This window comes from Roseivivax sediminis, assembly GCF_900112685.1.
GTDB classification, from domain to species: Bacteria; Pseudomonadota; Alphaproteobacteria; order Rhodobacterales; family Rhodobacteraceae; genus Roseivivax; species Roseivivax sediminis.
This window is the reverse complement of the sequence record NZ_FOMS01000003.1, coordinates 41995-56584: the sequence shown is the minus strand read 5'-3', so window position 1 is coordinate 56584 and position 14590 is coordinate 41995. Positions and strand designations below refer to the sequence as shown.

The window sequence follows — 14590 nt, the reverse complement described above, 5'->3', positions numbered from 1 at the left end:
GACGGAGAAGCTCGTAAGGACCCCGCCGCGCTGGCGGGGCCCGCTTCGCCTCAGAAACGGCTGGTCAGCCCCACGTAGAAGCGCCGTCCGTCGAGGATCTGCCCGTAGGTTTCGCTGTCCATCTGCTTGTCGAAGACGTTGTAGACCGCGAAGGCGCCGGTGAAGCTGTCGTTGAAATCGTAGGTCATGCCGGAATCGACCAGCGTGTAGCCGGGCACCGGGTCGTCCTCGGCCACGACGTTGGTTTCGCTGCGGTAGTTCACGTCGGTCCAGGCCCCGAGCGCGCTGCTCGCCGGGTTCCAGTCGAGGCCGAGATTGACCTTGTGCATCGGCGTGTTGGTGAACGGATCGCCCTCGGCATCGCCGCTGGTGATCTCGCTGTCGGCGTAGGTGTAGTTGCCGGACAGGTCGAAATCGCCGAACGGCATGTCGAAGGTCAGCTCGACGCCGCTCAGCCGCGCGTTTTCGCGGTTCACGTACTCGCTGGTGAAGACGTAGTTGTCGACGCCACCGTAAGAGCAGGTGCCCGACGTCTGGCCGCCGAGCTGGAACCGGTCCTCCTCGGGCGTGTCGCACAGGCTTTCGCGATCGATCTTGTTGCGGAAAGTCGTGTGGTAGATCGTCCCGCCGAGCTGCAGCCCCGAGGGTGCGTCCCAGACTGCGCCGATCTCGTAATTCGTGCTTTCCTCGGGCTCGAGGTCGGTGTTGCCGATGTCGAGCGCGTTGTTGCGCGGCCCGCCGGACGGTTCGGCGATGAGGTCGTCCGCCTGCTTGAGCTCGGGCACCTTGTAGCCGCCGCTGATGCCCCCCTTGATGGTGAGGTTCGGCGTCGCCTTGTAGACCCCGTAGACACGAGGCGTGATCTGGCTGCCGTAATTCTCGTTCTCGTCGTAGCGCAGCCCCAGCGTCAGCGCGAAATCGTCGGTCATCTGGAACTCGTCCTCAGCAAAGAGCGCGTAGTGCCAGCGCTCCAGCCCGGTCGCGACCGAGGGGCTGAACCGCGCCTCGTCGTGCTCGGTCGTCTCCTCGGTATAGTCCGCGCCGAAGGTCAGCGTGTGCCGGCCGAGAGTCACGTTCGTCTTGGTGTTGAACTCGGTCTTGCCATAGCTCGACTCGAGATCGCCGTTGCTGATGTCGACATTCTCGTCGATGAGGAACGTCGTGGTTTCGAACCCGGCGCCCCAGCGCAGCGTATGGGTCAGCCCGTAGCTCAGGAATTCGTTCTGCACGTCGCCGGTGCGCGTCGCGTTGTCCTCGGTGGCCTCGAAATCCTGCCGCGTGCGGCGCACCTCGAAATCGAGATCGTTGTTCTCGTTCAGCGACCAGCTGAGCTTGCCGCCGAGCGTGCGGCGCTGCCCCTCCGGCATACCGGGCACGAAGCTGTCCGCCTCGCGGTCATGTGCCTGACCGTAGAGCGTGAGGCCAAGCTTGTCCTCGACGATCGGACCGCTGAGGTAGAAGCGTCCCTCGCGCGAATGGCCCGTGTCCTCGTCCTGCGGGACCGTGGTGCCGAGCGTCAGGCTGCCTTCCCAGGTGCTCGGCACCGGTTTGGTGATGATGTTGATGACGCCCCCGGCCGCGTCCGTGCCATAAAGCGAGGACATCGGCCCCCGGATCACCTCGACCCTGTCGATCGCCGAGGCGGGCGGCAGGTAGCCGGTCTTCTGCCCCGAGCCCCAGCCGTTGTAGAACGCCTCCTCGGTGGAGCCGACGGGCTTTCCATCGACGAGGAACAGCACGTAGTCCTCGGGCAGCCCGCGGATGCTGACCGTCGCACCGCTGAGCTTGCCCCCCTGCTCGATCGTCACGCCCGCGACGTCCTTGACGATGTCCACGACCGTCTCGTTCGCGCGTCCCTCGAACTCCTCCGAACCGATCACCGTGATCGACGCGGGCGCATCCGCGATCCGTTGTTCGAAACCAGACGCCGTGATGACCAGCGTCTCAAGATCGTAGGCGGCCTCGTCCGCTGTCTGGGCTTGGGCCAGCGGCGCGGCAAGGCTCGTGGCCACCGCGCCGGGAAGTGCGAATTGACGATAGGGGACGGACATGGACATAGAACGGGAACCTCCCAGCCCGCCGCGCATGCGTGCTGCGGGCAAAAGACAGCGGATCGGGCGCCGGTAGACCGGCGCGGCGGATATCGCTGGGAGGAACCTGGCTGGATGCGGTCGGCGAAATATCGCCGTATGCGGGCCTCTTAGCCACTCGACGCGATGTTCGCAATCGAAATTCATTGTATTTTTGTCAGGTATTGACGTGGGATTCGCATGCTCCTTTCACCTCGGAATGCGCGACCGATTCTGCGTATCCGCAAGGCTCCGACCTCGAACCGTCACCTGGCGGCGGCCCTTCCCTTCGTCCGGCGGCGGGTGGCCGCCCCGAGGTGGTCGCGCGCGTCCGCCGCGACCTCGGGGCCCTGCCCCTCGAGGGCGAATCAAGATCGCCGTGCCGCTGAACCGCCACCCGGTCCGGTTTCCAAAGCCCTCCGGCCGCCACCTGTTCCGGCGTTCGGTCATTGATCGCCCACTGGCCCAGGGCTGTGATGCCTGCTAAGCGACCGCTGCGCCGGACGCCTTTACGCGTCTGTGAGACCGCCACCCGACTGACACATCAACGGCATAGGCCCGAGAGGCCGGGCTATCGGCAACGGCTTGGGGCCCAACCTGGACAGGAGAGTGCAGTGACCGACGCATCCGCGCCCGCCATGGGCCGCTTCGAACGCTGGCTGAGCGTCTGGGTGGGGCTCGCCATGATGGTGGGGATCACCGTCGGGCAGATCGCCCCCGGCCTCGTGGAGGCGATCGCCGCGGCCGAAGTCGCGCAGATCAACCTCGTGGTCGCCGTGCTCATCTGGGCGATGGTCTACCCGATGATGGTCGGCGTCGATTTCGGCGCAGTCTCGGGCGTCGCGCGACAGCCGAAAGGTCTGCTCGTGACGCTGGCGGTGAACTGGCTGATCAAGCCGTTCACCATGGCCGGGCTTGCCGTGCTGTTCTTCGAGGTCGTGTTCGCGCCGTTCATCGCGCCCGAGGATGCGGCGCAATACGTCGCGGGGCTTATCCTGCTCGGCGCCGCGCCCTGCACCGCGATGGTCTTCGTGTGGTCGCAGCTGACGCGCGGGGACGAGACCTATACGCTCGTCCAGGTCTCGGTGAACGACCTCATCATGATCGTCGCCTTCGCGCCCATCGTGGCGCTCCTCCTCGGCGTGACCGAGATCAAGGTGCCGTGGCAGACGCTGGTTCTCGCCACCGTCCTCTACGTGGTGCTGCCGCTGGCCGCCGGACTCGTCACGCGCCGCGCGCTGGGGTCGGCGGCACGGATCGACGCGTTCACCGCCCGCGTGAAGCCCGCGTCCATCATCGGCCTCGTGGTGACGGTGGCGATCCTGTTCGGGCTGCAGGGCAGCGTGATCCTGGACCGGCCGCTGACCATCGTACTCATCGCCGTGCCGATCCTGATCCAGAGCTACGGCATCTTCGCGCTCGCATACGGCGCGGCCTGGTGGCTGAAAGTGCCGCACCGGATCGCCGCGCCCTGCGCGATGATCGGCACGTCGAATTTCTTCGAGCTTGCCGTCGCCGTGGCCATCAGCCTTTTCGGGCTCAATTCCGGCGCCGCGCTCGCCACCGTGGTCGGTGTCCTTGTCGAGGTGCCGGTGATGCTGTCGCTCGTCGCCTTTGCCAACCGCACCCGACAGCGTTTCCCACAGACTTGAGCCGGGCGCTCGGGACGCCACGCCCGGCGCCGCGCAATTCACATGTCGTCGAAGAGGCGCGATGCCACGGACTTGAGGTGCGCGCGCATCGCCTGGAAGGCCGCCTCCTGGTCGTGGGCCTCGATGGCCTCGGCAATAGCATCGTGTTCGGCAAAGCTGGAATGATCGCTCGAAGGCCGGGCCGAGCTACGTGTGACCGAGCCCCAGGCGACCTCGCGCCGCACCCGGTTGAGGCTGTCGAAAAGCGCAAGCAGGAGGGCGTTGTCCGCCGCCTCGGCGATGGCGCGGTGAAGCTGGTCGTCCTGCCGTTCGTATTCGGTCCAACTCGCCGCCGCCCGCTGACGTGCCAGCGCGCCGTGGATCCGGGCCAGCGCCTCGCGCGAGCAGTTCGCGGCGGCTTCGCGGGCGATGGCCGGTTCGATGGTGATCCGCGCGCGCATCATGCGAAACGGCGTCAGCTGCGCGCCGATGCCGGAAAAGGCGTCGGGCCGCGACGTCTCGGCGGCAACGCGCGAGACGAACGTGCCCTTGCCCACATGACGCCAGATCGCCCCGTCCCGCTCCAGCTGATCGAGCGCCTTGCGCAGCGCCGACCGCCCGACCCCGAGAATCTCGATCAGGTGGCGCTCCGCCGGCAGGCGGTCGCCTGGCGCGAGATCCTGCGCGGCGATGAAGGCCAGCAGCCGTTCGGTCGGATCTTCGGTCTGCGTCTGATCTGGGCGCGTAAGCACGTTGATACCCTGTAATTCCGATTGACGGCGAGACTACCGGATTGATCCAGGCCTGTCACCATTTTTTACATTGGTTCAGATTGATCTTGTCGCCCAGCTGAAGTAGCACGTACTGGAGCGAAACGTCGAGGAGAACGCAATGCCAGATTTCGTCACGAACGCGCCGCCCGTCACCGCCCTTGAGGTCGTGGGAAGCGATGGCCGCTTTCCGGTGCGCCGGGTCTACTGCATCGGCCGCAACTACGCCGCACACGCGGTCGAGATGGGCCACGACCCGGACCGTGAGCCGCCTTTCTTCTTCCAGAAAAACCCAGACAATCTAGACCCTTCCGGCGAATTTCCCTATCCGGCGCACACCTCCGACGTGCACTACGAGGTCGAACTGGCCGTGTTCCTGAAATCGGGCGGCAGCAACATCGCCGTCGACGATGCGCTGTCCCACGTCTACGGCTACGGCCTGTCGCTCGACATGACGCGCCGCGATCTCCAGGGCGAGATGAAGAAGATGGGTCGCCCCTGGGAAATCGGCAAGGCGTTCGAACGCTCCGCGCCGGTTGGGCCGGTACACCCGGCGTCCGAGGTCGGCCACCTGTCCGAAGGCCGAATCGAGCTGAAGGTGAACGGCGAGGTAAAGCAGGAGGGCGACCTCAACCAGATGATCTGGAAGGTGCCCGAGATGATTTCCTACCTTTCCGAGATGTTCGAACTCGCCTCTGGCGACGTCATACTGTCGGGAACGCCAGCCGGCGTCGGTCCGATCACGCGCGGCGACACCATGGAGATGTCCGTGAAAGGGCTGGGCTCCATGACCGTCAAGGTCGCCTGATACCTTTAAAAAACAGGGCATTGCACCCCTCACGGCGCGGCCGCCAGAATCTTGCCGGCCGCGCCGGCACTTCGCCGTCTCGGAAAATCGCCCCCCCTCCCACAGAAGCACGCCAGGCTCGGCCGCGCCCCCTCTCTCCGGCCCTCGCGCCGCTGCAAGCCTGCGCGGCTGGCCGCGCGAGCGCGCGCCGGCCCTCCGGACTGCCAGATGCCTGAATCTTTGAACCAATCCAGATCAATTTGGATTAGCGCGTGACTCGGGCAGATTGATCGGTTATTGGTTTCGGCAGTCCCGCAATGCGGGCGCCGGAAAGGGGAGCCGGCAGCAGACGCCGCCACGGCGGTGCAAGGCGGGAAGTCACGGGATCGTGGCACGATCCGGCGGGTGCGCCGCATCCGCGTACCAGAGGGAGGAACGACAATGACCATGGAAAGACGCAGTTTCATGCGCGCCGCGGCCGGCGCGCTGACCACGACGGTCGCGCTCTCGGGCGCGCCTGCGCTCGCGCAGGACGAGCCGCTGCAGGTCGCACTGGGCGACATCGCCAGCGTCGAGAGCCTCAACCTTCTCATCGCGATGGAGCGCGCGGGCGAACGCGGCGTGCCGATGGAGATGACCTTCTTCAATTCCGAGGACGTCGCCGTGCAGGCGGTCCTGTCCGGCGAGGTGGATATCGGTGTCGGTGCCCCCTACGCGTTCATCCAGAACTCCGACGCGCCGATCCGCATGTTCTACCGCATGTCGACGCTGATGTTCTTCCCGGTGGTGAACTCCGATGTCTATTCCGGCTGGGAGGATCTCGACGGCGAAGAGGTCACCGTGCATTCGCGCGGGTCGGGCACCGAAGCGCTGATGCGGCTGATGGAGCAGAAGCACGGCATCGAGTATTCGCAGATCTCCTACGTCCCCGGCTCCGAGGTGCGCGCGGGCGCGATGCTGCAGGGCACGGTCAACGCAACGATCGTGGACGCCGCGAATTTCCGGCTGCTCCAGCAGGAAGGCGGCGACAAGTTCCAGCGCCTGCCGCTCGAAGGCGTGAACGCCACCGACGAGGCGCTCTATGCCACCACCGACGTGATGGAAGCGCGGGCCGAGGACATGCAGATCTTCGTCGAGGAACTGCTCGGCACCTGGGCCGACATCGCCGAGAACCCCGAGATCGTGGGTGAGCTGCGCGCGGAATACGGCCTGCTGCAGGACCTGCCCGACAACGTCGCCTCGGAGGCCGTGCCCTACTACGCCGAAGCGGTCGAGAACGGCGTCTACCCGACCGATGGCGGCGAGCCGTCGGACGTGGCCGACGACATCGCGTTCCTCGCGGCCGCGGGCCAGGTGAGCGGCGATCCCGAAGAGATCGACCCGGAGCGGTTCTGGAACTTCGATCTGCTCGAAGCCGCGAAAGCCGCGAACTGATCGACCCGGCACATTCTCCGCGCGGCGCTTCAGCCGCGCGGACACCAAATCAGGAGCGGAGTGCCCAATGGCATCCATGTCCCGGACCGACAACGCGGGCGGGCCCGCGCACGGCCTGACCACCCGATGGGCCTCGGCGCTGTCCGATACGCCGGCCTTCTGGAAGATCGTCTCGCTCGCCATTCTCTTCGGCGCATGGGAATTCGCGGGGCGGATCGACTTCAACTACGCCTTCCCCGGTTTCCTCGAAACCATGGCCGCACTCTTCGAGATGCTGACCGACGGGTCGATGGCCAAGGCCTATCTGCGCACCTTCGAGCCCCTCGCGATCGGCCTCGTGATCTCGCTTACCGTGGGGATCAGCGCGGGTGTCGGCATGGGGCTTCGCCGCGACGTCGAATGGCTCTCGCTGCCGATCTTCATCACCATGCAGGCCGCGCCGATGGCCGCGCTCATCCCGCTGGTGACCTTCGTCTACGGTATCGGGCTGGCGTCCAAGGTGCTCGCCGTGGTGATGCTGTCGCTGCCGGTCATCGCGATCAACAGCTACAAGGCGGTGCGCAACGTGCCGCCGTCGCTGGTGGACATGTCGCGCTCCTTCATGGGCTCGCGGCGCCAGCAGATCCTCGGGATCATCCTTCCGGCGGCAAGCCCGATGATGTTCGCGGGGATTCGCCTCGGCGTCGCCGAAGGCTTTTCCGGCGCGGTCCTCGCGGAACTGCTGATCACCCCGACGGGCATCGGCGATTTGATCACCTTCAATCGCTCCGTCGCCAAGTTCGCCCACATGTATGCGGCCATCTTCTCGATCGTCGCCCTGGCGGTCATCGCCGTGTCGCTTCTGCACCGGCTCGAGATGACCCTGTTCCGTCCCGAAAAGAGAGGCGTCTGATGAACATGACCAGCGCAACCGAACATGCCGGCGCGCCCGTGGCACCGGCCGACGCGCCGGACGCGATCATCGAGGTGGAGGGCATCCACAAGGTCTACAGCGGCAACGTCACCGCACTCGAGAACATCAATCTCGACTTCCGGCGCGGCGAGATGACGAGCCTTCTCGGCCCGTCGGGATGCGGCAAGACCACGCTCCTGAAGATCGTCGCGGGCCTCTTGAAGCCCACCGACGGTGAGGTCCGCGTGAACGGCGCCCCGGTGAAGGGTCCGGGGCCGGAACGCGCCTTCGTCTTCCAGGACTTCGCGCTGATGCCATGGGCCACCGTGCTGCGGAACGCCGGCTACGGGCTCGAGGTCCGCGGCGTGGCCAAACGGGAGCGTGAGGAGCGCGCGCGCCACTACATCAACGAGGTCGGCCTTGCCGGGTTCGAAGAAAAGTACCCGCACGAGCTGTCGGGGGGCATGCGCCAGCGCGTCGGCCTCGCCAGGGCACTGGCCGTCGACGCCGACGTCCTGCTGATGGACGAGCCGTTCTCGGCGGTCGACGAGCAGACCCGCCGCAAGTTCCAGGAAGACCTGATCCGCCTGCGCGAGATCGAGAAGAAGACCTTCATCCTCGTGACCCACTCGATCGAGGAGGCGGTCTACCTGTCGGACCGCATCGTGCTGCTGTCGCCGCGGCCCGGCCGGGTGGCGCAGATCGTCACGCCCGAGATCGACCGCTCCGGCGATCCCGAGGCGATCCGCCGCACGACCGAGTATCTCGACCTCATCGACGATATCTGGGCCGGCCTGCGCACCTACGTGGAGTAAGAGCATGGAAATCTACGGATACCGCGTTCCCGCCGCCGCGGCGCTGCTCGTCTGGGTCGTGATCTGGGAGATCGTCGGCCAGTTCGACCTTCTGCTGATGTTCCCGCCCTTCTCGGAGGTGCTGGCGTCGCTGCCGGAGGTCATCGGCACGGCAAGCTTCGCCGAGGCCGCGCGCATCACCGTGGTCAGCTACCTGTCGGGCCTCGCGCTCGCCATCGTGGTCGGGGTCGGGCTGGGCCTCCTGATGGGCATGGTCAAGCGCGCCGACCAGATCCTGAACATGTGGGTGAACATCTTCCTGTCGGCGCCGCTCTCGGCGCTGGTGCCGGTGATCATGATCCTCTTCGGCATGGGCTCGCCTACCGTGGTCGCGACGGTGTTCATGTTCGCGGTCTGGATCATCGCGCTCGACACCCGGGCCGGCGTCCTGCACGCCTCGCCCTCGCTGATCGACATGAGCCGGTCCTTCGGCGCCTCGCGCGGCCAGAGGATGAAGCTGATCCTGCTGTCGGCCCTGCCCGAGATCCTCGCCGGGATCCGGCTCGGCGTGGTGCGCGGGGTGAAGGGGGTCGTGATCGGCCAGCTCCTGGTGTCGATCATCGGTGTCGGGGCGCTTTTCTCGCTCTATTCCCAGAACTTCCTGATGGCCCATTTCTGGGCGCTGATCCTGATCCTGTTCGCCTTCGCGCTGTCGCTGGCCGAACTGATCAACCGCCTCGAAGCCAGGGTCGAATACTACGCCGGCAACCGCTCCTGACGGAACGGGCGCTGCCGGCATACGGAAAGAACGGCTTGACCGGGGATGCAGCCACGCCCGCCGACGAAACCGGCAGCGGGAATGCCGCGACCGGTCAGCCGACAAGACGCCAGGAAATGGCGCGATCTCAAATCCACGACATCTCTCGGGAGGAGACATGACCAAGCACGCCAAATCCATCACGCGCCGTTCGTTCCTGAACAGCTCGGCCGCCGTTGCGGGCGCCGGAGCACTGGGGCTTGGCACTGCCTCGCCGGCCTTCGCGCAGGAATTTCCGTCGCGCGACTTCAGCGTCGTGATCCCCACCGGCGAAGGCGGCGGCGTCGACCGGGCCGCGCGGGCCTTCACACGCGTCTGGTCCGACATCATCGGTGCCAACTTCGAGTTCGGCTACTACCCCGGCGCCTCCGGCCAGGTGGGCTACGAGCTTTACCTCAACCGGCGCGACGCGGACGTCTACAACCTGCTGTTCGGCAATATCGCGCCCGAAATGATCATGTACGCGACGCAGAACCCGGACTTCCAGTATCCTGAGGATTTCCTCTACCTCGCGGGCATCGACGTCGACGACTCCGTGATCTGGGTGGCGCAGAACAGCAAGTTCGAGACGATCCAGGACCTGATCGAGGAAGGCCAGTCGCGCACCATCACGCTATCCACCAGCCGCCTGCCCCACCCGTCGACCATCGGCGCGCTGCTGCTGGCCGAGGAAACCGGCATGGACGTGCGGATGATCCCGTATGGCGGCGGCAGCGCCGCGCGGTCGGCCGCGGTGACCGGTGAGGTCGACGGCTGCGCGACCTTCATGAGCTCCTCGCTGAGCCTGTCCGACCAGATCCGTTTCCTCGGAGTCTTTACCGGCCGCAACCGGGTGCCGGGAATGACCAACGAGGCCCCGCCGCTGAACGAGGCGCTCGGTCTCGACATGCCCGCGCTTCAGGGACAGCGCACCTGGGCGCTCCAGCGCGCGGCCTACGAGGAATATCCCGAACGGGTCGATACGCTGCTCACCACCCTGCAGGAGGTGTTCGACGCCCCTGAATACAAAGACGCGGTGAAGCAGGCCGGCACGCCGTGGGAGTTCATCGAGTACACCGACGCCGAGGCCTGTCAGGAAAGCGCCCAGACGATCATCGACCTCGCGCGCCGCTACCAGGACGTGCTGAGCGGCTGATCTGACCCGACCGGCTTCGCAGAAGTCCCCGCGCGCCCTCGCGGCGCGCGGGCATAAACCGTGCGCCGCAAAGGAAACCCCATGGCCGACCAACGACACGGAACCGAGCGTCCGGCGCCGGAACAGACCGGTCCGGATTGGATCATTCCGGCAATCGCCGCGGCGTTCGCCGTCTACTACGTGATCTCGATCAGCGCGTTGAGATGGGAGGCCATGATAAGCGGCCTCTTCGTCGCCATCGTGCTCGGTGTCTTGCTGGCGTTGTTCGGGCTGCGTACCGTCCTGCGACTGCGCGACGGTCGGGCAAGGGTGTCTTTCGAAGGCACCTTCACGGGACGCGACGGGCTCGTGCGTCAGGCGCTGTTGCTGGTCTACATCGTGGCCTTCATCAACATGGTGTCCGTGCTGGGCTTCACGCTCGGCGTGTTCAGCTTCCTCTTCGCGAGCCTGCTGACGATCGCGCGGCTGCCCTGGACGCGGGCGGCGCTGATTTCCGGGATCGCCGCGCTCACCGGGTACGTGCTGTTCATCGTGGCGCTGCGCACGCAGTTCCCCAGCGGTCCTTTCGAGACATTGTTGAAACCCGCCGTCGACGCCTTCCGCGTCGCCGTCGGCCTGGCCTGAGCGGGGACCCATGGAGATCACCCTTCCCTTCCTGGGCGACCTTGTCGCCACCGCCTTCTCGTACTGGTGGCTGATCCTCATCGCCACCACGATCGGGATCACCATCGGCGCGATTCCGGGCTTCGGCGCGCAGAACACCATTATCATGCTGCTGCCATTCACGCTGGCGGTGGAGATCGACATGGCGCTGACCTTCATGGTGGCGCTCTACGTCGCATCGCACATGGGCAGCGGCATCCCGGCGGTCCTTCTGAACATACCCGGCACCGGCGGGGCCGCGGCGACGACGATCGACGGATACCCGATGGCCAAGAAGGGCAAGGCGCAACAGGCGCTGGTGCTGACCTTCGTGGCCTCCACCGTGGGCGGCACCATCACCGCGACGCTCGCGCTGTTCCTGCTGCCGTACCTGTCGCGCGTCGCCTATTACCTGCACAGCGTCGAAATGGTCGTGATCATGCTGTTCGGCATCATCCTGATCGCGCTGATCGCGGCGAAGGACACCCTCAAGGGGCTGATCGCGGGGTTCTTCGGCCTGCTGATCGGCGCCATCGGCACCGACCACATCTATTCCACGCCGCGCGGCACCTTCGGCTTTCTGGAACTCTACGACGGGATGCCGCTGATCCCCGCGCTGATCGGGCTTTTCGCCATTTCCGAGGCGCTGGTTATGCTCGAGAAGACCTCCGTCCTCAGCGAGGGCGGGCGCGCGCGGATGCTGAATTCCGGCTGGTCCGAGAGCCTCGAGGGCATCCGCATGGCGCTGGCGCGCTGGTGGCATATCGTCTGGACCAGCATCATCGGTCTGGTGATCGGCGCCGTGCCGGGGGCCGGCGCCTCCATCGCGGCCTTCGTGGCCTACCAGCAATCGCGCCTGTTCTCGAAGACGCCGGAAGCCTACGGCACCGGCCATCCCGAAGCCGTCATGGCGCCCGAGGCAGCCAATAACGGCGTGGGGTCCGGCAGCCTGATCCCGCTTCTGGTGATCGGCGTGCCGGGCGGCAGCACCGCCGCGGTGATGCTGGTGGTGCTGACCTATCACGGCGTGCAGCTTGGCCCGCAGCTGTTCACCACCCGGCCGGAACTGGCCTACGGCGTCTTCGCGACGATGCTGGTGAGCTACCTGCTGATGCTCTTCACCATCCTGCCGCTGACCCGCTACCTGTCGCGGATCGTGCTGATCTCGACGACCGTTCTGGCGCCGGTGATCGTGGTGTTCACGCTCGTCGGGGCCTTCGCGCCGCGCGCCTACGTCTTCGACATGGGACTCGCCCTGGTGATGGGCATCATCGGCTTCGTGGCGCGAAAGACGGGCTACCACGTTGTCGCGATCCTGATCGGCATCATCCTCGGCCCGATTCTTGAGGCCAACTTCATGCGCGCCATGCGCATCAGCGGCAACGACGCGACCGTGTTCTTTTCGAGCCCCGTGGCGATCGGGCTCTGGGCGATGCTGGCCTTCTCGCTGGTGGCACCTTTCATCATGTCCCGGCTGCGGCGGGGCAACGGCCAAGACGAAGAAGGAAGACAGGCATGACATCCGCAACGATGAACCCCGATGTGCTGCGCGAGCCGAAAAGCGCCTCCCGCGCCGGGGTGCGCGGGCTGGCCCGGCTGGACATCCAGGGCGGCGGCCAGGTCGTCGTGCAGGACGGTTATGCCTATGTCGGCCACATGCGCCCGCCGGACGGCACCAGCATCATCGACGTGCGCGACCCCGCCGCGCCGCGGATCGTGGCACAGATTCCGCCGCCGAGCCCACGATCGCACACCCACAAGGTGCGGGTGGTCGGCAACCTTCTGTTCGCCAATGTGGAGCAGGACCGCCGGCACTTCCTGCGCAAGGCAGAAGGGATCGCGCCCGCCGAGACGCAGCTTCGGGACGATCTCGGGCGTGCGCCGAGCGAGGCGGAGATCGCCGGGAAGCTGGGCGTGGACACCGACCAGCTTGCGGACCTGCGCAGGGAGCTGGACGACCCCTACGACGAGGGCGGCTTCCGGATCTTCGACATCTCCGACCGCGCGCAGCCGCGCCTTCTGGTGCATCGGCGCACCGGCGGCGTCGGCGTGCACCGCTTCGATGTCGACGACCGCTATGCCTACATTTCCACGGAGATGCCCGGCTACCTTGGCAATATCCTGGTGATCTACGACATCGCCGACCCCACCGCCCCGCAGGAGGTGAGCCGCTGGCACATGCCGGGCCAGCATGTCGGTGCAGGAGAGACCCCGGACTGGGAGGGGCGCCGGACCCGTCTGCACCACGCCCTGCGGGAAGGCGACACGCTCTGGGCCGCCTACTGGCACGGCGGGGCGGTGGCGCTCGACATCTCCGACATCCGCGCGCCGAGGGAAATCGGACGCTACAACTACCACCCGCCCTTCCCCGAGCCCACGCATACCTTCCTCAAACTGCCCGAGCGCATCGGCGGTCGCGACATCGCGGTCATGTGCGACGAGGAACACGACCACATCCCCGGCCAACCGCATGCCTTCCTGTGGGTGATGGACGTCGGCGACCCCGCCGCGATCAAGCCGATTTCGACCTTTCACCTGAGTACGCACGAAAGCCCGTACGCGCGGGCCGAGGGCCGCTTCGGCCTGCACCAGGTCGAGGAGGTCGTGCGGGGCACCGAGCTCCATGCCGCGTGGTTTTCCGGCGGGCTTCGTATCATCGACCTGGCGGAGCCGGAGCGCCCGACCGAGATCGGCCATTACGTTCCGGAACCTCTCGGCGACCACCCGGCCCCGCAGAGCAACGATGTCGCCGTCGACGACAACGGCGTGATCTACCTGCTCGACCGCGATCGCGGGCTGGAGATCCTCGAACGCGAGGCGCCGTAAGATGCGCCCCGCCGGGTGAGAACCCGGCGGTGTCTCTCTGGGCTGCCGCCGCGACCGTCATCCAATCTCGCGGTGTCCCGGAGCTAGCTTCCCCAGGTCCGGACCGGTCCGGAATCGATGTGGGTGAACCGCGAGCCGTAGCGCCCGACGCCGCCGACCTCGAGCCATTCGGCCAGCTGGGCGATCTGCTGCGGGGGAATGCCCTCGAACCGGATATCCGCCGCGCGCCGTCTCATGTGGTAGCTGGTCGAGGACGCGCCCGCGCCGCGGCTCTGCAACAGGTTCGTGGTGTGCGCCGTGCGGTAGCCCGACAGCAGCGTGACCTGTCCCGAATGTCCGTTGCGCTTCGCGGCGTTCGACATGGCTGCCAGTGCCCAGTAGATCCGGCGATCGATGTCCGGCGCCTCTTCGTCGCGCCAGTCCCGGAACATCCAGTCCAACCGCCGCAAGGCCCTGCGGTTCTCGCGCCCGTCCGACATGAAGCGGACGGCGACGCGCTCGTCGGTATGGGCGTTCCTGACGTCGAGATAGCTGTCCACCTGCGGAAACACCGCGTCGAGCCGCGTTCCGGCGCGCATCGGGGGCGGAAGCGGTTCATGGCGGCGGCGCAGGCCGCATCCTGACAGCAACGGTACGCTCAGGCTCGCGCCGAGGGCGCAGAGCATGCTGCGCCGGTCGAAGCGGCCCGCGGGAACGGGTCGTGGGGTCATGTTTTGCCTCATACTGCTCGGTCCCGTTATCCGGGATCTCGATTAAGGCGTCTGCCTGAACGCCTCATTGGCCAGAGTGCAGG

The 14590-nt window shown here is 66.5% G+C and carries 13 protein-coding genes; 10 read left to right on the top strand and 3 right to left on the bottom strand.

Annotation, left to right across the window (positions count from 1 at the left end):
• Positions 1–50: 50 nt before the first annotated feature.
• Entirely contained in the window at positions 51–2057 is a 2007-nt protein-coding gene (locus tag F3H57_RS05895; RefSeq protein WP_188129612.1) for a TonB-dependent receptor domain-containing protein, read from the bottom strand.
• 650 nt (positions 2058–2707) lie between these two features.
• On the opposite strand from F3H57_RS05895, the gene arsB reads away from it, so the two are divergent.
• On the top strand, positions 2708–3721 hold the full coding sequence (gene arsB, locus F3H57_RS05890) for an ACR3 family arsenite efflux transporter (RefSeq protein ID WP_149755230.1): 1014 nt from the start codon (positions 2708–2710) through the stop codon (positions 3719–3721).
• Between the two features lie 38 nt (positions 3722–3759).
• Here arsB and F3H57_RS05885 read toward each other — a convergent pair whose 3' ends face one another.
• Positions 3760–4452 carry a FadR/GntR family transcriptional regulator gene (locus F3H57_RS05885; protein ID WP_149754975.1) on the bottom strand — a complete coding sequence of 231 codons (693 nt, stop codon included), beginning with the start codon at positions 4450–4452 and terminating at the stop codon, positions 3760–3762.
• 139 nt (positions 4453–4591) lie between these two features.
• Here F3H57_RS05885 and F3H57_RS05880 point away from each other — a divergent pair, with 139 nt between their 5' ends.
• The 9 genes from F3H57_RS05880 (at position 4592) to F3H57_RS05840 (ending at position 13797) form a co-directional block, all read left to right on the top strand.
• On the top strand, positions 4592–5278 hold the full coding sequence (locus F3H57_RS05880; RefSeq protein ID WP_149754974.1) for a fumarylacetoacetate hydrolase family protein: 687 nt from the start codon (positions 4592–4594) through the stop codon (positions 5276–5278).
• Between the two features lie 420 nt (positions 5279–5698).
• Positions 5699–6691, top strand: a complete 993-nt coding sequence (locus tag F3H57_RS05875) for an ABC transporter substrate-binding protein (RefSeq protein ID WP_149754973.1) — start codon at positions 5699–5701, stop codon at positions 6689–6691.
• Between the two features lie 67 nt (positions 6692–6758).
• Positions 6759–7583 (top strand): ABC transporter permease, encoded by an 825-nt coding sequence (locus F3H57_RS05870; RefSeq protein ID WP_149754972.1) that lies wholly within the window; start codon positions 6759–6761, stop codon positions 7581–7583.
• Positions 7583–8398, top strand: coding sequence for an ABC transporter ATP-binding protein (locus F3H57_RS05865; RefSeq protein ID WP_149754971.1), 816 nt, complete (start codon positions 7583–7585; stop codon positions 8396–8398). The genes F3H57_RS05870 and F3H57_RS05865 overlap by 1 nt, the downstream gene beginning before the upstream one ends.
• A gap of 4 nt (positions 8399–8402) precedes the next feature.
• The gene (locus F3H57_RS05860) at positions 8403–9155 is read left to right on the top strand and encodes an ABC transporter permease (RefSeq protein WP_149754970.1); all 753 of its coding nucleotides are present in this window, start codon (positions 8403–8405) and stop codon (positions 9153–9155) included.
• 157 nt (positions 9156–9312) lie between these two features.
• On the top strand, positions 9313–10329 hold the full coding sequence (locus F3H57_RS05855) for a Bug family tripartite tricarboxylate transporter substrate binding protein (RefSeq protein WP_149754969.1): 1017 nt from the start codon (positions 9313–9315) through the stop codon (positions 10327–10329).
• An 81-nt stretch (positions 10330–10410) separates the two neighbouring features.
• Positions 10411–10953 (top strand): tripartite tricarboxylate transporter TctB family protein, encoded by a 543-nt coding sequence (locus F3H57_RS05850; RefSeq protein WP_149754968.1) that lies wholly within the window; start codon positions 10411–10413, stop codon positions 10951–10953.
• A 10-nt stretch (positions 10954–10963) separates the two neighbouring features.
• Positions 10964–12490, top strand: a complete 1527-nt coding sequence (locus F3H57_RS05845) for a tripartite tricarboxylate transporter permease (RefSeq protein ID WP_149754967.1) — start codon at positions 10964–10966, stop codon at positions 12488–12490.
• Entirely contained in the window at positions 12487–13797 is a 1311-nt protein-coding gene (locus F3H57_RS05840) for an LVIVD repeat-containing protein (RefSeq protein WP_223162979.1), read from the top strand. Before F3H57_RS05845 ends, F3H57_RS05840 begins: the two co-directional genes overlap by 4 nt.
• Positions 13798–13880: 83 nt before the next feature.
• On the opposite strand, the gene F3H57_RS05835 is transcribed toward F3H57_RS05840, so the two are convergent.
• Positions 13881–14507, bottom strand: a complete 627-nt coding sequence (locus F3H57_RS05835; RefSeq protein WP_188129611.1) for a YcbK family protein — start codon at positions 14505–14507, stop codon at positions 13881–13883.
• Between the last annotated feature and the right edge of the window lie 83 nt (positions 14508–14590).